15 protein-coding genes are annotated in these 18,305 nt (G+C 68.5%); 13 read left to right on the top strand and 2 right to left on the bottom strand.

Annotated features, from left to right (window positions below):
- Positions 1 to 26 precede the first annotated feature (26 nt).
- The gene (locus AC06FB_RS12870) at positions 27 to 2,822 is read right to left on the bottom strand and encodes a beta-glucosidase family protein (RefSeq protein WP_111185970.1); all 2,796 of its coding nucleotides are present in this window, start codon (positions 2,820 to 2,822) and stop codon (positions 27 to 29) included.
- Positions 2,823 to 3,156: 334 nt separating this feature from the next.
- Here AC06FB_RS12870 and AC06FB_RS12865 point away from each other — a divergent pair, with 334 nt between their 5' ends.
- From AC06FB_RS12865 to AC06FB_RS12845, 5 genes are all read left to right on the top strand, one after another.
- Positions 3,157 to 3,591 carry a VOC family protein gene (locus tag AC06FB_RS12865; protein ID WP_053517644.1) on the top strand — a complete coding sequence of 145 codons (435 nt, stop codon included), beginning with the start codon at positions 3,157 to 3,159 and terminating at the stop codon, positions 3,589 to 3,591.
- Between the two features lie 210 nt (positions 3,592 to 3,801).
- Positions 3,802 to 4,416, top strand: a complete 615-nt coding sequence (gene imuA / locus AC06FB_RS12860) for a translesion DNA synthesis-associated protein ImuA (protein ID WP_193396818.1) — start codon at positions 3,802 to 3,804, stop codon at positions 4,414 to 4,416.
- A gap of 9 nt (positions 4,417 to 4,425) precedes the next feature.
- Positions 4,426 to 5,835: a Y-family DNA polymerase gene (locus AC06FB_RS12855; RefSeq protein ID WP_478053762.1), complete on the top strand. Its 1,410-nt coding sequence runs from the start codon at positions 4,426 to 4,428 to the stop codon at positions 5,833 to 5,835.
- A gap of 6 nt (positions 5,836 to 5,841) precedes the next feature.
- Positions 5,842 to 8,952 carry an error-prone DNA polymerase gene (locus tag AC06FB_RS12850; RefSeq protein ID WP_478053761.1) on the top strand — a complete coding sequence of 1,037 codons (3,111 nt, stop codon included), beginning with the start codon at positions 5,842 to 5,844 and terminating at the stop codon, positions 8,950 to 8,952.
- An 81-nt stretch (positions 8,953 to 9,033) separates the two neighbouring features.
- The gene (locus AC06FB_RS12845; RefSeq protein ID WP_053517653.1) at positions 9,034 to 9,540 is read left to right on the top strand and encodes a hypothetical protein; all 507 of its coding nucleotides are present in this window, start codon (positions 9,034 to 9,036) and stop codon (positions 9,538 to 9,540) included.
- Between the two features lie 14 nt (positions 9,541 to 9,554).
- On the opposite strand, the gene ptsJ is transcribed toward AC06FB_RS12845, so the two are convergent.
- Complete coding sequence (gene ptsJ, locus AC06FB_RS12840; protein WP_197600991.1) at positions 9,555 to 10,838, bottom strand: MocR-like B6 salvage transcription factor PtsJ; 1,284 nt, start codon at positions 10,836 to 10,838, stop codon at positions 9,555 to 9,557.
- A gap of 76 nt (positions 10,839 to 10,914) precedes the next feature.
- Here ptsJ and AC06FB_RS12835 point away from each other — a divergent pair, with 76 nt between their 5' ends.
- From AC06FB_RS12835 to AC06FB_RS12800, 8 genes are all read left to right on the top strand, one after another.
- Entirely contained in the window at positions 10,915 to 11,688 is a 774-nt protein-coding gene (locus tag AC06FB_RS12835; protein WP_065175300.1) for a YggS family pyridoxal phosphate-dependent enzyme, read from the top strand.
- Positions 11,685 to 12,386: a glutamine amidotransferase gene (locus tag AC06FB_RS12830; RefSeq protein ID WP_478053760.1), complete on the top strand. Its 702-nt coding sequence runs from the start codon at positions 11,685 to 11,687 to the stop codon at positions 12,384 to 12,386. The genes AC06FB_RS12835 and AC06FB_RS12830 overlap by 4 nt, the downstream gene beginning before the upstream one ends.
- Positions 12,383 to 12,607 (top strand): hypothetical protein, encoded by a 225-nt coding sequence (locus tag AC06FB_RS12825; protein ID WP_065175302.1) that lies wholly within the window; start codon positions 12,383 to 12,385, stop codon positions 12,605 to 12,607. Before AC06FB_RS12830 ends, AC06FB_RS12825 begins: the two co-directional genes overlap by 4 nt.
- A 134-nt stretch (positions 12,608 to 12,741) precedes the next feature.
- Positions 12,742 to 13,251 (top strand): sigma-70 family RNA polymerase sigma factor, encoded by a 510-nt coding sequence (locus AC06FB_RS12820; protein ID WP_180876974.1) that lies wholly within the window; start codon positions 12,742 to 12,744, stop codon positions 13,249 to 13,251.
- Positions 13,248 to 14,174 carry a FecR family protein gene (locus AC06FB_RS12815; protein ID WP_065182741.1) on the top strand — a complete coding sequence of 309 codons (927 nt, stop codon included), beginning with the start codon at positions 13,248 to 13,250 and terminating at the stop codon, positions 14,172 to 14,174. The genes AC06FB_RS12820 and AC06FB_RS12815 overlap by 4 nt, the downstream gene beginning before the upstream one ends.
- 64 nt (positions 14,175 to 14,238) lie before the next feature.
- Complete coding sequence (locus tag AC06FB_RS12810) at positions 14,239 to 16,710, top strand: TonB-dependent receptor (protein WP_478053759.1); 2,472 nt, start codon at positions 14,239 to 14,241, stop codon at positions 16,708 to 16,710.
- 10 nt (positions 16,711 to 16,720) lie between these two features.
- Positions 16,721 to 17,497: a ChaN family lipoprotein gene (locus tag AC06FB_RS12805; RefSeq protein ID WP_478053758.1), complete on the top strand. Its 777-nt coding sequence runs from the start codon at positions 16,721 to 16,723 to the stop codon at positions 17,495 to 17,497.
- Positions 17,490 to 18,200 carry an energy transducer TonB family protein gene (locus AC06FB_RS12800; protein ID WP_478053757.1) on the top strand — a complete coding sequence of 237 codons (711 nt, stop codon included), beginning with the start codon at positions 17,490 to 17,492 and terminating at the stop codon, positions 18,198 to 18,200. Before AC06FB_RS12805 ends, AC06FB_RS12800 begins: the two co-directional genes overlap by 8 nt.
- Positions 18,201 to 18,305 lie beyond the last annotated feature (105 nt).

The raw sequence follows: 18,305 nt of genomic DNA, 5'->3' as shown, positions 1-18,305 counted from the left end.
TCTGCAAGCGTGAGTACCACGCGGTGTCAGCGCAGCACCTGCTCCACCAGCTGCACGTCCGCGCTCTGCAGCGGTTCGGCGGCATTGCGCGACAGCTGCACCTGGTAGGTGCCACCTTCAATCTTCCACTGGCGGGCCTGCGCATCGTAGTGGGCCAGGGTCTTCGGCTCGGCTTCGATACGGATGCGGCGCTGCTCACCCGGCTGCAACTGCACCTTGTCGTAGCCGATCAGCCGGATCGGCGTGCTGCTGCCCGCCGGCAGCTTCAGGTACAGCTGGGCCACGTCGGCACCGGCGCGCTTGCCGGTGTTGCGGATGTCCACGCTGGCGACCAGGCGCGAACCTTCCACGCTCACCTTCAGGTTGTCGTAGGCAAAGGAGGTGTAGGACAGGCCATGGCCGAAGGCGAAGGTCGGAGTCAGGCCCTTGGCGGCCATCCACTTGTAGCCGACGTTGGCGCCTTCGATATCGAAATCGAACACATCACCGAACGGTTTGGCCGGCTTGAAGCCCAGGCCATCGATATGCGGGCGCGGCAGCTGCGACTCGTCCGTCACCCAGGTCACCGGCAGGCGGCCGGACGGATTGGCCTGGCCGGTCAGCAGTGCGGCGATGCCCTCGCCACCGCGGATGCCGGGATACCAGGCCTGCAGCATCGCCGGCACCTGCGCCAGCCACGGCGTGCGCACCGGGCCGTTGGTTTCCAGCACCAGCACGGTCTTCGGGTTGGCCTTGGCCACCGCCGAAATCAGCGCATCCTGATTGTCCGGCAGCTGCATGTCCGGCAGATCCACCGATTCGGCGGCCCACTGCGTGGCGAACACGATGGCGACATCCGCCTGTGCGGCGGCCTTGGCTGCAGCCGCGGCATTGTTGCCGTCCACATACGCGATGGTGGCGTCCGGGCGCGCTGCACGCAGCGCCTCCAGCGGCGAGGACGGATGGAACATCACCGGGCCCGGCCAGGTGGTCGGCATCACGCCCGGCACCGCGTTGGTGCCCTTGGCGGTCACGCCCACCATCGACGAACCGCCACCACCGATCACGCCCTTGTCGGCATGGCCGCCGATGATGACGATGCGCTTCACGCTGTCGGCCAGCGGCAACAGGTTGCCTTCATTGCGCAGCAGCACGCTGCCCTCTTCCACCGTGCGCTGTGCCACGGCAAAACCGGCCTCGGCATCAACCTTCTGGTGCTGCGGCGGGTTGTCGAAGTTGCCGTGCAGGAACATCGTGCGCAGGATGCGCGCCACCATGTCGTTCAGGCGCGCCTGCGGCACCACGCCGCCGTGCACGGCCAGGCGCAGCGGCTCGTCGAAGAACACCGCCGCGTCGAACACTTCACCGGCCGACTGCTGGTCCAGGCCGGCCAGCGCCGCCTTTGAGCCACTGTGCACGCCACCCCAGTCGGACATCACGAAACCAGGGAACTTCCATTCCTGCTTCAGCACCTGGTTCATCAGGTAGCCGTTCTCGCAGCCGTAGGTGCCGTTGATCTTGTTGTACGAGCACATCGCCACGCCCGGGCGGCCGGTCTCCAGCGCGATCTCGAAGGCCAGCAGGTCGGACTCGTGCATGGCCTGTTCGCCGATGCGTACGTCATGGAAGTTGCGGCGGGTCTCCATGTCGTTCAGCGCGAAGTGCTTCATCGAGGAGATCACGTGCTGGCTCTGCACGCCCTGGATCAACGCGCCGACCATCGAGCCTGCCAGCAGCGGATCTTCGCCGGCGTACTCGAAGTTGCGGCCGTTGCGCGGATCGCGCTGCAGGTTGACGCTGCCGGAAAGCAGGATGTTGAAACGCTGCTGCCAGGCCTCGCGGCCCATCGTCGCGCCGCCTGCAAAAGCCACTTCGCGGTTCCAGCTCGATGCGGTGGACGGGCCGGAGGGCATGGCGGTGGCGAAGTCGCCGGGCCGGATGCCGCCGGGGTTGGTCACACCGACGCCGGCGTCGGCCGACTGCTGCGAGGGAATGCCCAGGCGTGGCACGCCCGGCACGAAACCGGCCGAACCGACCGCGCCGTCCGGCAGCGGGCCGCCGTCCTTGCCCAGCCCGAAGTAGCTGTGCAACATCTGGAATTTCTCATCCTCGGTCATCGCCTTCAGCAGCAGCGCAGCGCGGGCGTCGGCGTTGAGGGTGGTGTCCATCCACGGCGCATCGCCCCCCTTGTCGGCGGCATAGGCCAGGGTCAGCAGGGTCGCGCGCAGGGCGCTGCCCTCAACCTTGAACGGCGCACTGCTGGCGGCCTGGAAGCCATCGCTGAAGTAGCTGGCATCGGCTTCCGGGGCCACCCGCGCCGGATCGAAACCGGCAGCCTTGGCGGAATCGCCAGCAACAGCGCCGAGCAGCACCGCCGGCGCACCCAGCCGCGAACGCGACACCAGGGCCGGCAACTGCAGGGCACCCGCGCCGGCATCGGTGTAGACCGCAACGGTGTGGCGACCGTCATCCAGGCGCAGGTAGTTCAGCCCCGGCTGGTCCGGGCCGGATTCCGCCGCGATCGGCAGCCGGGTCAGCACGGCCTGACCGCGCTGGGTCCGGCCATCGTCCTTCCCGGCGGCGATGAAGCGGTATTCGTAGCCCAGGCCATCAGCCAGCAGCTGCAGCGGATCGACCTGGTCGATGCTGCGCTGCACCTGCCGCACACTCACGGCATCCACCTGCAGGGATCCAAGCTGGGTGGCCAGGGCCGGCATCGCTTCGGCCGGCGGCGCCTGCTCCAGGGTCAACACGGTGAACGCGGCGGGATCGGCCCACGCCGGCGCGATGACGGCGGCGGACACGGCGAGGGACAGGGCAAGCGGCTTTGTAAACGTTTTCATCGACGGGCGTAATTCCGTTGCCAAGGCAATCGGTCCAGGGAAAATGCCGCCGAAGGGTGCAGCGTTCATGCCGTACAGGCGTTGCCGGGCAACACCTCAGGCCGGAGGGCGGACCGGTCTGCGCGCGGGACCCTCCTCCCGGCGTGACAACCTGCCTGCCCGGGCCACGCACGTGGCCCAACCTGTGAAGATTGTGCGAGGGCGTTCATGCCTGTCAACAGGACCTAAGGCACAGGCCAGCCCCTGCACGCCGGTTATCAGTCCATCACCGGCGGTCATCAGTAGGGTGCGCGGCGCTGCCGATAATGGAAGCCCCTGGCCACGGATCACGCCCATGAACGTACATCGCGACTTCGACCATCTCTGGCGCGACCGCTGTGACACCTCCAGCCAACGCAGCCCGCGCGTGCTGATCCGCGTATTCGTCGCTCCCGGCGAACTGGAGCGCAGTGTGGCGTTCTACGAGCAGCTGCAGGGTGTGGTCGCCGATGCCGGGTTTCCGTTTCCCGATGCAGGACTGCGCCTGGCCATGGTCGGTGCCTTCCTGCTGATCGAAGGCAGCGAGACCGCACTGGCACCCTTCACCTCGACCACGGGCACCCTGCTGGTCGACGATGTCCGGCCCTATCACGACAAACTGATCGCTGCCGGAGCCGAGATCATCTTCCCGCTGCAGATCGTCCCGACCGGTGCGGCGTTCAATGCAGTCCATCCCGATGGCACCGTGGTCGAGTACGTGCACCACCGCCCGGATCCGCAGGGGCGGTGAGTGCGGGGCACGTTGATCGATGAACCGCGCCCGCTCTTCAGCAACCTGAAACGCGGCGCTCGAATTCATTAGTAATTCTACTCACGAGGCGAGTAGCATGTCCGGTCTCAGCCCTTGATACCGGCCTGTCGATACTCGCTCCATGCCAGCCGTTTCCGACAACTATTGTCGCTCTCAGCCAGCCCCCACGCGTTTCCGGACGGTGGGCTGATGGGTGCGGTCATTGCCCTCGACCGTCTCCTGGACGGTCGCCAGCTATGGCGCGGTCCGGCGCGGCACGGCCCGGCCAGCGACCATCTGGCCAGTGGCCACCCCGCCCTGGATGCACGCCTGCCCGGGGGGGGATGGCCGGCCAGCGGGCTGTGCGAGGTGCTGCAGGGCGCGCCGGGTGTAGGCGAACTGGCGCTGGTCTGGCCGGCATTGGCAAAGCTGAGCCGCCGCGAGCGGCCGATCGTGCTGGTCGCGCCGCCTTACCGGCCGCATGCGCCGGCCTGGGCCGCGGCCGGGCTGGATCTGGCGCAGCTGCAGATCATCCAGGCCGGGCCGAAGCAGGCGCTGTGGGCCACCGAACAATGCCTGCGCTCGGCGGCCTGCGCGGCAGTGCTGTGCTGGCCACAGCAGGTCGACGACCGCGCCCTGCGCCGCCTGCAGGTAGCCGCCGACAGTGGCCAGTGCCTGGGCTTCGTGTTCCGCGAGGCGCGTGCGGCCCGCAACCCGTCCCCGGCCAGCCTGCGCCTGCAGCTCGACCACGGCCAGGTCCGGGTCCTGAAGTGCCGTGGCGGATTGCCGCCGGCACAGCCGCTGCCACTGGCCATCGCCCACTGAGGCGGCCGCATGGACTGGGCCTGCCTGTTGTTGCCGCAGCTGGCGCTGGATTGCGTGCTGCGCCTGCAAGCGGATCCGCAGCGGCCACTGGTGCTGCTGCAGGGGCCGGCGCAGCGTCGCGTGCTGCGCGCCGTCAGCCCTGCTGCGCGTGCAGCCGGCCTGCGTCCGGGCATGCTGTTGTCGGCCGCACAGGTACTGGTGCAGGACCTGCAGCTGCATGACTACGATCCGGCCACCGAGCTGCACACCCGCCAGTTGCTGGCCAGCTGGCTGTACGGCTTTAGTTCGCAGGTCAGCCTCGACTTTCCGCACGCACTGGTCCTGGAGATCGGTGCCAGCCGTGCCCTGTTCGGCGATTGGCTGGCGATCGAACGGCGCCTGCGTGATGGCCTGCATGAACTTGGATTCCGTCACCGCCTGGTCGCGGCGCCCAATCCCCATGCCGCACGGGTGCTGGCCAACGTGCATGATGGCCTCGGTATCGATGCAGGACAGTTGCCAGCCCTGTTGGCGCAGCTGCCCTTGCCGCGCAGCGGATTGCCGGCCGATGCGGTGACCGTGCTTGGCCGCTCCGGGCTGCGTACGCTGGGGGCAGTGTTCGACCTGCCGCGCGAAAGCCTGGCGCGCCGCTTCGCGCCGGACGTGCTGCAGCAGCTGGACGCGCTGCGTGGCCAGCCCACCGCACCCCTGCGCTACTACCAGCCACCAGACCGTTTCGACGCACGCATCGAATTCGAGTACGAGATCGAATCCAGCCAGGCCCTGCTGTTTCCGCTGCGGCGCCTGCTGCTGGATCTGGCGGCCTTCCTGTTCTCGCGCGATGGCGGCGTGCAGCGTTTCGACCTGCATTTCGAACACGACCTGCTGCCCGCCAGCGTGCTGACCATCGGCCTGCTCGCACCCGAGCGCGATGCCGCGCTGCTGTTCGAGATCGCCCGTAACCGCATGGAGGCCTTCCCGCTGCCGGCGGGCAGCCGGGCCCTGCGCCTGCAGGCCGAACACCTGCCGCCCTTCGTGCCCGCCGCACGCGATCTGTTCGACACCCGCCCGGCACAGGCGATGCCGTGGACCCAGCTGCGCGAGCGCCTGCGTGCACGGCTCGGCGATGACGCCGTGCAGCCCCTTGCCGTGCAGGCCGACCATCGCCCCGAACGCGCCAGTGGCACCCAGGCACCCGCCAGGCCACCGGCGTGCTGGCCGCTGCGCCCCGGCTGGTTGCTGGACACACCACAGGTGCTGCGTGACCCGCGGCTGCGCATCGTCACCGGGCCGGAGCGGATCGAATCAGGCTGGTGGGACCAGGCCGATGCGCGCCGTGACTACTACGTGGTGGAAACCGCACACGGCCAGCGCGGCTGGGCCTTCCGTGAGCGCAATGATCCACATGCACCGTGGATGCTGCACGGCTGGTTCGGCTGAACCACCATGCACGATGAGCTGCCCGGCTATGCCGAACTGCACTGCCTGTCGGCCTTCAGCTTCCAGCGCGGTGCCTCCACCGCCGAGGAACTGTTCGCACGTGCCCGCGGCCAGGGCTACCGCGCGCTGGCGATCACTGACGAGTGTTCGCTGGCTGGCATCGTGCGCGCCTGGCAGGCAGCGAAGACACAGGGCGTGGCGCTCATCGTCGGTGCCGAGTTCCAGGTCGAAGAGGGCCCGAAGCTGGTGCTGCTGTGCACCGACCAGGCTGCCTACGCCGGGTTGTGCCAGTTGATCACCACCTGCCGGCGGCGGGCCGGCAAGGGCGAGTACCGCTGCCTGCGCGATGACCTGTCCGGCCTGCCCGACGGCCTGTTGTGCCTGTGGCTGGACCGGCAGCCCGCCGCCACCGATCTGCCACTGCTGCGCGCAGCCTTCAAGGACCGCCTGTGGCTGGCGGTGGAACTGCACCATGAGCACGACGACGCGCGCCGCCTGCAGCAGCTGCAGGCGTTCGGCGAACGCCACGGCCTGCCGCTGGTCGCCAGCGGCGATGTGCACATGCATGTGCGCCGCCGCCGCGCGCTGCAGGACACGCTGACCGCGATCCGTCACCGCTGCAGCGTGGCCGAAGCCGGCTGGCGCCTGTTCCCCAATGGCGAACGCCATCTGCGCCCGCGCACCGCGCTGGCCCGGTTGTACCCCCCTGCACTGCTGGCCGAGACCGTGCGCATCGCCGAGCGCTGCCACTTCACCCTGGACCAGTTGAAGTACACCTACCCGCGTGAACTGGTGCCGGAAGGTCATGACCCGGACAGCTGGTTGCGCGAGCTGGTGGAAGAAAAGATTCCCTGGCGCTGGCCGGAGGGCATCCAGGAACCGCAGCGCAGGCAGATCGAGCACGAGCTGGCATTGATCAGGGAGAAGAACTATGCCTCCTACTTCCTCACCGTGCACGACATCGTGCGCTTCGCCCGCAGCCAGGACATCCTCTGCCAGGGCCGCGGCTCGGCCGCCAATTCAACGGTGTGCTTCGTACTGGGCGTGACCGAGATCGACCCCGCGCGCAGCAACCTGCTGTTCGAGCGCTTCATCTCCGCCGAGCGGAATGAACCACCGGATATCGATATCGATTTCGAGCATGAACGGCGCGAGGAAGTCCTGCAGTACGTGTTCAAGCGCTATGGCCGCGAACGCGCCGCGTTGACGGCGGTGGCGATCAGCTATCGCGGCCGCAGTGCGATCCGTGATGTCGCCCGCGCGCTGGGACTGCCGATGGACCAGGTCAATGAACTGGGCGCAGCGATGGACCATTGGGGTGGCAACATTCCGCTGCCGGAAACCCTGCGCGAGCGCGGCTTCGACCCGGAGACGCCGCTGATGCGGCGACTGCTGTCATTGACCGCCGAGCTGATCGACTTCCCGCGCCACCTGTCGCAGCATCCGGGCGGTTTCGTGATTTCCGAACACCCGCTGTCGACCCTGGTGCCGGTGGAGAACGCAGCGATGGCCGACCGCACCGTCATCCAGTGGGACAAGGACGATCTGGATGCCACCGGCCTGATGAAGGTCGACTGCCTGGCGCTGGGCATGCTCACCGCCATCCGCAAATGCCTGGCGATGCTGAAGCAGCATGGCCTGCACGAAGGACGCATGGATGCGATCCCGCCCAAGGATGCGAAGACGTTCGACATGATCTGCGCCGCCGACACCATCGGCGTGTTCCAGATCGAATCGCGCGCGCAGATGGCGATGCTGCCGCGCATGCAGCCGCGCACGTTCTATGACCTGGTGATCGAAGTCGCGATCGTGCGGCCCGGTCCGATCCAGGGCGACATGGTGCATCCCTATCTGGAGCGGCGGCGGATCCTGCGAGAACACGGCCCTGATGCACTGAACGATCCACACAATCCGCTCTACCCACCGCGGCTGGAACGCGTGTTCGCACGTACGCTGGGCGTGCCATTGTTCCAGGAACAGGTGATGCAGCTGGCGGTGGATGCGGCCGGTTATACCCCGGGCCAGGCCGATGCCCTGCGCCGTTCGATGGCGGCCTGGAAGCGCCGCGGCGGGCTGGAGCCGCATCGCGAGAAGCTGTTGGCCGGCATGCTGGAGAACGGCTTCAGTCGCGAATACGGCGAGCACCTGTTCGAGCAGATCAAGGGCTTCGGCGATTACGGCTTCCCGGAAAGCCACGCCGCCAGCTTCGCCCTGCTGACCTATAACAGCTGCTGGCTGAAGTGCCATCATCCGGCCGCGTTCACCGCCAGCCTGATCAACAGCCAGCCACTGGGGTTCTACAGCCCCGACCAGCTGCTGCAGGATGCGCGCCGGCACGGCATCATCGTGCTGCCGGTGGACGTGCGCCACAGCGACTGGGACTGCACGCTGGATTTCAGCAGGGGTCCCGCGGCGATCCGGCTGGGCCTGCGCCTGGTCGATGGCTGCAACGAACAGGTGGCACAGGCCATCATGCGCGAACGCGCGCGACGGCCATTCGACGATGTCGGCGATCTGTGCCAGCGCACCGTCCTGGACCGGCGCCATCAGGGCCTGCTGGCCGATGCCGGCGCGCTGCGCGGCCTCAGCGGGCATCGTCATCGTGCGCGCTGGGATGTCTCCGGCGTGGAAAACCGCCTGCCGCTGTTCGATCAGGCCCGCACCACCGCTGAAGCACGCGTGCCATTGCCGTTGCCCAGTGCGTGGGAAGACATGCAGGCCGACTACCGCAGCATCGGCACTACCCTGGGTCGCCATCCCATGTCATTCCTGCGCACGCAGCTGCGCAGCCGCGGCTGCCTCGACGCCGCACAACTGGCCCGCCACGGCCATGGCCGCCGCGTACGCATCGCCGGGCTGGTACGCATGCGCCAGCGTCCCCAGACCGCCAGCGGCGTCACCTTCCTTACCCTGGAAGATGAAACCGGCATGGTCAATGCCGTGGTCTGGCGGCACCTGGCCGACCGGCAGCACCGTGTACTGGTCGATACCCAGCTGATGCAGATCGACGGCCGCCTGGAGCGTGTCGATGGCGTGCAGCATGTGATCGTGCAACGCATGCACTGCCTGGATGAACTGCTGCAGGGCCTGCGCAGCCGAAGCCGCGACTTCCACTGAGGACACACCGCGTCACACAGCGAACTGGTCATGAGCGGCCCGCTTCCGTTATCGTCGGCACATCCAAGGAAGGACGATCCGATGCCCCGTGCACTCACGCTGACCACGCTGCTGGTCTCCACCCTCGCCCTGCTCGTTTCCGGCTGGACTGCCTGGAGCCTGCATCGCAGCCAATCGCCGCAGCGGGTGATCGAAGCCCGGGGCCTGGTCATCCACGATGGCGCCGGTCAGGCGCGGGTGATCCTGGGCGCCCCGGTGCCCGACCCGCGCAGTCGCGGCCAGGTGCAGGGAACACGTGCCAGCGCCCTGTCCGGCCTGGTTCTGCTGGGTCCGGACGGCTCCGAACGCGGCGGCTACGGCACGACCGACCACGGTGGCGAAGCCCTGCTGACGCTTGACGATGCAGCCGGCACCACCGAAGTGTTCAAGGTGGTCGCCAACCCCGACCGCGGCGCCAGCCTGATGGTCAAACACCAGAACAACACCGGCGCGATGCTCACCTCCTGGCAGGGCAAGCCGGAGTTGATGTTCGTAGATGACAGCGGACAGTCCTACTACGTGCGCCCCGGCGTCAGTGCCGCGCCCTGAAGGACGCGGGTTCATCATCCCAGCACGGCCGCCAGGTCATCGGCCAGCTGTCGCTGCTGCGGTGTTCCCAGCGCCGCACAGGTGATGCGCAGGCCATGACCGGGGGCGGAAACCGCGAACACTTCGCCGGCACGCACATGCCAGCCGCGGGCGGCCAGCGCCAGTACCTGCGGGCGGCTGTCATCCGGCAGAGGCAACCACAGGTTCAACCCCTCCATCGGCACGGCCTGCTGCACGCCCCGCGCCTGCAGCAGCATCTGCAGCGACTGCAACCGCTGCTGGTAACGCACGCCGGCCGAAGCGATCTTCGCCCGCTGCGTGGCTGATTCCAGCACCGAGACCGCCGCGTCCTGCAGCAGGTGGCTGACCCAGCCGGTTCCCGCTGCCAGCCGCAGGCGCAGCCGTACCGCGGTTTCCTCATCGCAGGCCAGCCACGCCAGGCGCAGATCCGGGCCCAACGGCTTGGACAGCGAGCGCAGCAGTGCCCAGCGCCGGCCATCGACGGGCAGCACCGAGTGGTAGGCCTGCTGCGAGAGCAACGCGTAATGATCGTCGATCAGCACTGCCACCTGCGGGTAGCCGGCCAGCAGCTGGCGCAGTGCCCGCGCCCGCTTCGCATCCAGGCTGGCGCCGGTAGGATTGTGTGCGCGCGGCGTCAGCAGTACCGCGCGTGCGCCAGCCTCCAGCGCCCGCCGCAGCGACGCCACCTGCATCCCATGCGTGTCCACCGCCACGGACAGCGGCGTGTGGCCAGCGGCATTGAGCACGTTGAGGCTGCCAAGGAAGCAGGGATCCTCTACAGCGATGCGGTCGCCGGGCAGTAGCCAGGCAGCCAGCAGGCGTTCGATGCCATCGACCGCACCGTGGCTCAGCTCCAGGGCATAGCCCTGCGGACAATCGGCATCCAGCGACGCACGTGCCAGCCGCTGCATGCGCGGGTCGACCGTACCCACGCCATACAGCCGAGGTGGCGCCGGTGCCAGGCGCAGGCTCGGCAACAGCCGTGGGTCCGGATTGCCACCTGCCAGATCGTGCAGCGCCAGCCCCGGCGGACTGCCTTCGCGCGCGACGGGGGCCGGCACGCCACGCACCGTGGTACCGCGCCGCCCCCCCGTACTGGCCAGGCCCGCGGCGTCCAGCCGCTTGTACGCGGCCGCCACCGTGTTGCGGTTGACGCCCAGCCGCTCGGCCAGTTCGCGTACCGGCGGCAGCACGCTGCCCGCGGTCAGCCGCCCGTCGCCGATGCCCTCGCGGATGCTGTCGAAGATCGATTCGGCACTGTGCCCGGTGATTTTCATTTTGTCCTATGCCAAAATAAATCTTGTCCTGTGCCAGTCTATCCCACCCTGGCCACCCTGCATTGGAGGTGCACGCATGCCCCTTGCCGCCGCCGACTGGCCTGTCGCCCAGTCCGTCGAACAGATCGCCCGCAACCTGCTCACGGTGCGCCAGCGCATCGCGCGGGCCTGTGCCCGCGCGGGCCGCGACCCGCAGAGCGTGCGCCTGCTGCCGGTCAGCAAGACCGTGGATGAGGCGCGCATCCGCATGGCCGTGGCTGCCGGCTGCCATGAGCTGGGTGAGAACAAGGTGCAGGAGGCACAGCGCAAGGCCGAGTCGATGGCCGACCTTGGCGTGCACTGGTCGGTGATCGGCCACCTGCAGACCAACAAGGCCCGCCATGTGGCGCGCTTCGCCAGTGAATTCCAGGCGCTGGACAGCCTGCGCGTGGCCGAAGCGCTGCAGCAGCGCCTGCTGCTGGAGGACCGCACTCTGGACGTGTTCGTGCAGGTCAACACCTCCGCCGAACCCAGCAAGTACGGCCTGGAGCCCGGCGCCGTCGACGCTTTCGTGCAGCAGCTGCCCATGTTCGACCGCCTGCGCGTACGCGGACTGATGACCCTGGCCATCTTCACTCCGGAGGTGGAACGCGTACGCGCCTGCTTCGTCCGCCTGCGCACGCTGCGCGACCAGCTGCAGCGCAGCGCGCCGACCGGCATCGACCTGTCGCAGCTGTCGATGGGCATGTCCGGCGACTTCGAGGTCGCCATCGAGGAGGGCGCCACCGTGGTCCGCGTCGGCCAGGCCATCTTCGGAGCACGCGCGACACCGGACAGCGCCTACTGGCCCACCCGTGGAGGGGCCGCATGAAGCACGCGGTCGTCCTGCAACACGTCGCCTTCGAAGACCTCGGCACGCTGCAGCCGCTGCTGTTGGCCCGGGGCTGGCAGCTGCACGTTCTGCAGGCTGGCATCGATGCGCTTGACGCGGCCGAAGCGGCTGATCTGCTGGTCGTACTGGGAGGCCCGGTCAGCGTCAACGATGGCCAGCTCTACCCCTTCCTGGCTGACAGCATCGCGCTGCTGCAACGGCGCCTGCACCTGCAGCGGCCGACCCTCGGCATCTGCCTGGGTGCGCAGCTGATGGCACGTGCACTGGGGGCGGAGGTGGCGCCCAGCGGAGGCAAGGAAATCGGATTCGCGCCACTGCTGCTGACCGACGAGGGCCAGCGTTCTCCCCTGCTGGCATTGCAGGGCATTCCGGTGCTGCATTGGCATGGCGAAGCCTTCGAACTCCCGAACGGTGCGCACCGTCTTGCCAGCACACCCGCCTGCCGCCACCAGGCCTTTTCCATCGGCAAGCATGCACTGGCCCTGCAGTGCCACCCGGAACTGGACGCGCGGCAGTTCGAACGCTGGCTGATCGGCCACGCGCTCGAGCTGGCCCAGGCGGGCATCGACCCGAACGATCTTCGCGCGCAGGCACGCCGCTATGGCGCCCCGCTGGCCGCAGCCGCGACTGCGATGTTCAACCACTGGCTGCAGGAACTACCGGAGAACGCACGATGAACTACCGCCTGCTAGTCCACCGTCACGGCGCCTACTGGGGTCATTTCGACTGCCAAGGGGCCGATGCGCTGCAACGCCTGGAGGCCATCGCCGCGCACCTGCCCAACGCAGCGGGATTCCAGCTGCAACGCCAGAAGGGCATTGGCGAAGAACGCATCCTGTCCAGCAATGCCGAAGGCCTGCGCGTGCTCGCTGCACAGATCCAGTACCGCGACCTCTGACGCAGAGAGCGCTGCCGGCCCGCTCGCCTTCGATGCGCCGGCACCATGGATGCAAATGATTCTCTTTTACTGTAAGGTGCAGGCGCTGCCCTTGCCGCCGCGGGCTGTTCCCTTTCCCAGTTGTAGCCCGCCCCGTGTCCACGCCTGTCGAACCGACGGATGTCGCGCATCTGTGCGCCGCCCATTACCGGCCGCTGCACGCCCACGTCCGCCGCAAACTCCCGCAACGCAGCGATGCCGATGACGTCGTCCAGGAGACCTGGCTGCGTGTCGTCAAGGTCGCCGCCAGTGGCCTGCTCAGCAATGGCCGCGCCTACCTGTACCGCGTCGCCCACAACCTGATCGCCGACCATTACCGGCAACGCCAGCGCCGCCGGGAAGAGCCGCTGGACGAAGCATCTCTGACCACCCTCGCCGATCCGGCGCCCCTGCCGGAACAACGCCTGCTCGATCTCGAACAACTGCGTCACCTGGACGCGATCATCGCCGCCCTGCCGCCGCGCTCGCGGCAGGTGTTCCTGCTGGCCCGGGTGGAACAGATGGCCTTGGCCGAAATCGGTCGCCAGCTCGGCATCAGCCGGCAGACCGTGCATGGACACCTGCTGCGCGCGCTGGTCGCGCTGCAACAGGTGCCCGGCCCATGAGTCAGGACACGATCGCACGCGAAGCCGCACGCTGGTGGCTCGACGGCCATGACGGTACGCGCGACGAGCGCGCGTTCGCCCACTGGTATCAGGCAGACCCGCGCCATGCAGCACAGTACCTGCACCTGCAGCAGCTGTGGCAGGCCGGTGCCGGCCTGCCCAGCCTGCAACGCCAGCAGCAGCGTCACCGCCGGCGTGCCCTGCGCGAGGCGGGCATCGGCGCCCTGCTGCTGTGCGTGCTGGGCCTGTCGCTCCGCCAGGACGCACCGCCGCCAGAACTGGTGCTGCGCACCACCGTCGGCGAGATCCGCGAGACACCCTTGCAGGACGGTTCGCGCGTCGTGCTTTCTCCGGGCAGCGAGGTGCGCGTCCGCATCGACGGGCAGCGCCGGCAGCTGCAGCTCAAGAAGGGACAGGCCTGGTTCCAGGTTGCCGCCGATGCCGACCGGCCGTTCCAGGTGCGCACGCCGCATGGCAGGGTCACCGCGCTGGGCACCGCATTCGATGTCGCCGTGCAGAACGGCAGCAGCGTGGTGACCGTCACCGAACACCAGGTGCGGGTGGACAGCGGCAGCGGCAGCGGAGAGGCAAGCCAGGGCGAACAACTGCGCTTCGATGGCCAGACACCCGGCACCCCGTCGGCCGCACCGGCAGGCGTGCTCGCCTGGCGCGAGCGGCGCCTGCACTGGGTATCGGCCCCATTGGAGGATGTCGCCCGGGGGCTGGACCGCTGGGACGGTGGGCACACCTGGATCATGGGCGCGCACCTGCGCCAGCAGCGGGTCACCGTGCTGGGCAATGCCACCGGCGCCACCGGCACCCGCGACCAGCTCGCCCGGCAATTGCAGGTTCGCGTGCTGCGCATCGGTCCCGGACTGCAGCTGTGGCTGTCATCAACGCACGGCGCCGGCCATGCACCCTGACATCGTCCCTGCCCGTGCGTCTTCCCAGGCTGACGACGCTCTGCGTCACTCCCTGGAGACCTCGATGCTGTCCCACCGCCCCCTTGTCCTGGCCTTGTCGCTGGCCTGCGCCAGCCCGGTTCCATTCCTGTCCGGCCATGCCCAGGCACAGACCGCAACCCGCCACTACGACCTGCCTGCACAGCCGCTGGCCGGCGCACTGGATGCCTACAGCCGGCTCACCGGCATCGATCTGGTGATCGGTGGCGCGCTGCCCCAGCGCCAGATGGCGCCCGCCCTGCGCGGCAACTTCGACGACAGGCAGGCGCTGTCACAATTGTTGGCCGGCACCGGCCTGCGGCCCCGCTTCATCGATGCACGGCGTGCCACCCTCGAGCCGGCGCCTGCCGAGTCCAGCGATGGCAGCCGCCGCACCGGTCCGTTGCGCGTGCAGGGCACTCCTGCACAGGGCCATGCGCCCGGCACCGGCGCCAGCCAGTACGTCCCCGCCACCCGCGATGGCTTCGCGCCAGCCGTTGGCAGTGAACGCGTGGCGATGGCCGAACGCCAGGAGGGCAACAGCCTGCTGCGCTCGATGCCCGGCACGCACAGCTTCCACTCGCGCAGCCAGCCCGGCCTCCAGGTCAACATCCGTGGCATGACCGGCGCCGGCCGCGTCAACACGATGATCGACGGTGTCACCCAGACCTTCCGCAACAACGCCGGGCACGGCTCCGGGGGCCCGTTCGCCTATGTCGATCCATTCCTGCTGGCCGGGGTGGATGTGCAGCGCGGTGCCGTCGCTGGCGGCGATGGCGCTGGCACCCTGGCCGGTACCGCCAACTTCCGCACGCTGGATATCGATGACCTGCTGGGTGAGAGCCGCGACTGGGGCCTGCGCGCCGGCTACCGGCACGGCGACAACGGCTATGGCACTGGCCGCACATTCGCCGGCGCCTGGCGCCACAGCGAGGAAGGCGGTGACCGTCAGTTCGGCCTGCTTGCGGCGGCCAGCAGCAGCCGCAGCAGCGAGTACGCGACCGCCAACGGGCAGAAGAACAGCGCCGACCCGGGCAGCCAGCACCCCAGAAGCTGGCTGCTCAAGGCCCGCCTGCAACCCAGTGAGCTGCACCGGCTGGACCTGAGCCACATGCGCTACGAGAACGACTTCTATCACAACTACCCGTGGCAGATTTCGGCACGCAACCAGCGCGCCAGCTATCACTACACGCCCTACACACCCTGGATCGACCTGCGCGCCAGCTTCGCCGCCAACAAGACGCGGCTGTTCTATCCGCCGGTGGAAGTGTCCAGCTACATCGGCCGGCGTACCCACAGCAGCCTGAGCAGCTGGAACATCGACAACACCAGCCGCTTCGAGATCGGCTCGCTGCAGGCACGCTGGAACACAGGCCTCAAGCACCAGTCGGACATTTTCGTTGCTGATACGCCCACCCTGCGCGGCGCCAACCCGCAGGGGCGCAGCCAGCTTGACAGCGTGTTCAGTACGCTCGAACTGCAGTACGGCATCTACGCACTGACCACCGGGCTGCACCAGGATCGCTACGGCATCCGCGGGCATATCCCGACCTGTTCGGATGTGCCGGGACAGTGCACCCGGATCAACGGCGGGGGCATCGACATCCGCCGCCGCCAACATGCACTCAGTCCCAGCCTCTCGGTTTCGTTGCAGGCAACCGACTGGCTGCAGCTGTACGCCGAGGCTTCGCGGACATCGCGGCCCCCACGCGTGCAGGAGATGTTCTTCGAGAAGATTCCGCTGGAAGGCATGAGCGATGCCGATGGCGTAGGCGCCAATCCATTCCTGCGTCGCGAACGCTCGCGCAACCTGCAGTTCGGCGCCAATCTCAGCACCGACTCGCTGCTGCGCGACGGCGACCTGGCCCAGTTGCGGGTAACCCGCTTCGACAACCGCATTCGCGACTACATCAAGCCGCAGTACCTGCTGATCGTGCATCCACCGGAAATCGAGCCCGTCGTGGTACCGATCGACAGCGACCCGCAGCTTTCGGCCTGGACCGATGCGCTGGATGTGGACGACTTCAGCGTCACCACCCGCTGGATGAACGACCCGGGCGTGGTGCGCATGCGTGGCATCGAGCTGGAGGCCCACTACGCCAGCGAGCACTATCACGCGACGCTGAGCTGGACACGATCACACACCAGCGCGCCCACCATCGAGTTCGTCAACCTGGAAGACATCACCACGCTTCCCGACCGCTACTGGACGCTGGACGTCGGCGGTCGCTGGTGGCAGCAGCGCGTGCAGGCCGGCGTGCGCGCCGAATACTCCGGCCCCACTGAGGAAGGCTACGACTTCTTCCAGACCCGCAAGACCCGCGGCACGGGTGTGCTGCTGGACTTCTACGCCAGCTTCAAGCCACAGGCCAGCACCACCGTATGGCTGAACATCGAAAACCTGCAAAACAAAGCCTATGACAACAATGCCTCGATCGACAGCATCTTCAGCCCGATCCTGGACCGCGGCAACGGCCGCGGCCGCACCGTCTCGATGGGCGTCAACGTGGCGTTCTAGCCGACGCTGGTTGCCGCTGTGCCTGCTTGCCGTGCTGGCGACCGGGCAGGCCCAGTCGATGCCCGGCACGGTGATCGACCTGGCCAGCGGCCGGCCGTTGCAGGAAGCGGCGTTCGTGCAGCGCGTCGCCGCCGCCCGGCACCTGCTGCTGGGGGAACGCCATGACGTCGCCACCGACCATGCCGCCGAACGCTGGCTGTTGCAGGCCCTGCACCAGCAGCGACCACAGGGTGCGCTGGTCCTGGAGATGATCGGCAGTGAACGCCAGCCCCGCCTGCAGCGCGTGCAGCGCTGGCTGGACAAGGGCAACCGTGCCGACGGGCAACACCTGCAGGAACTGCTGGGCTGGGACCCCCGTTGGCCGTGGTCGGCCTATGGCGGACTGGTGCAGGATGCCGCCGCTGCAGGCATCGCCCTGCACGGTGGCAACCTCTCGCGTGCGGAGGTCGACGCGCTGCTCACTTCGTCGGCACCGGCGCGCTTCCCGGTGCCTGGCGCACGCCACCGCCTGTCGAACGTAGTGCTGGCCCAGCACGCCGACGCCGCACCGCTGCTGGAAGGCATGCTGGCCGTTCAGCAGGCCCGCGATTCGCGTATGGCGCAGGTACTGGCGGCCGCACAGACACCCGCGCTGCTGGTTGCCGGCCGCTGGCATGTGCTGCGCGGCACCGGCGTACCGGGCTATCTGCCCGCATCCGCGCCTGCGCTGGTGGTCGCTCTGGCATCGGCGGAAGAAGCCATCGACGCCAGCGACGCCGACCTGCTGTGGGTGATCGCAGATGAGTGAACGCAGGCAACACTGGCAGGCAATGGCGATCACCGTCGGGATCCACCTGCTGCCGCTGCTGCTCGTGCACTGGGTGGCAGCCCCGCCTACGCTGCCGCCGCCAGAGCAGGATGTGCGCATCAGCCTGCGCCTGCTTGCGCCGGCTGCACCGCCACAGCCTGTGGAGGAACGCCAGGCCGAACAGCCCAGCCAGGCGCAACAGGCGCGCGCCGCGCAGCCACGGAAATCGCCGCCGCCACCCGCGCCGACCCACGCGCGTGAAGGCGAACTGGCCGCCAGCGAGATCGCCGGCGCCGGCCGGCAACCCACGCAGGTCGCCCCACCTGCGGCCGCGGCCGATGCCCGTCCCGCACCGGCATCGATCACGGCCGCGCCGCCTGCTCCGGACGCCCCACCCGCGGACGTCCAGGCCGGCGCTGCCAGCGACCAGTGGGAAGCGCGGCTGATGGCACGACTGGAGCGATACCGCTACTACCCCTCCAGCGCTAGATCGCGGCGCCAGCAGGGCACCAGCTGGGTCCGCGCCAGCATCGACCGCGACGGACGCCTTCTGGCGCTGCGCCTGGAGCAGTCCAGCGGCCAGTCCCTGCTCGATGACGCGGCGCTGCAGACCTTCCGCCGCGCACAGCCGCTGCCACGCATTCCCGACGAAATGAAGGCACCGCAGGAACTGGTGGTGCCCGTGGAGTACTACCTGCGCTAGACGGTCCGCGCCTCCGCTACGATCTCGGCCAACCACTGCCAGATGCGGCAACCGGATCAACGCGACGGTGCACCGGGCCCCCTCCTTGGCAGTCCTCCGCACCGC

The organism is Stenotrophomonas sp. Steno-C15 (assembly GCF_056393265.1).
This window is presented reverse-complemented; position numbering and strand designations above follow the sequence as displayed.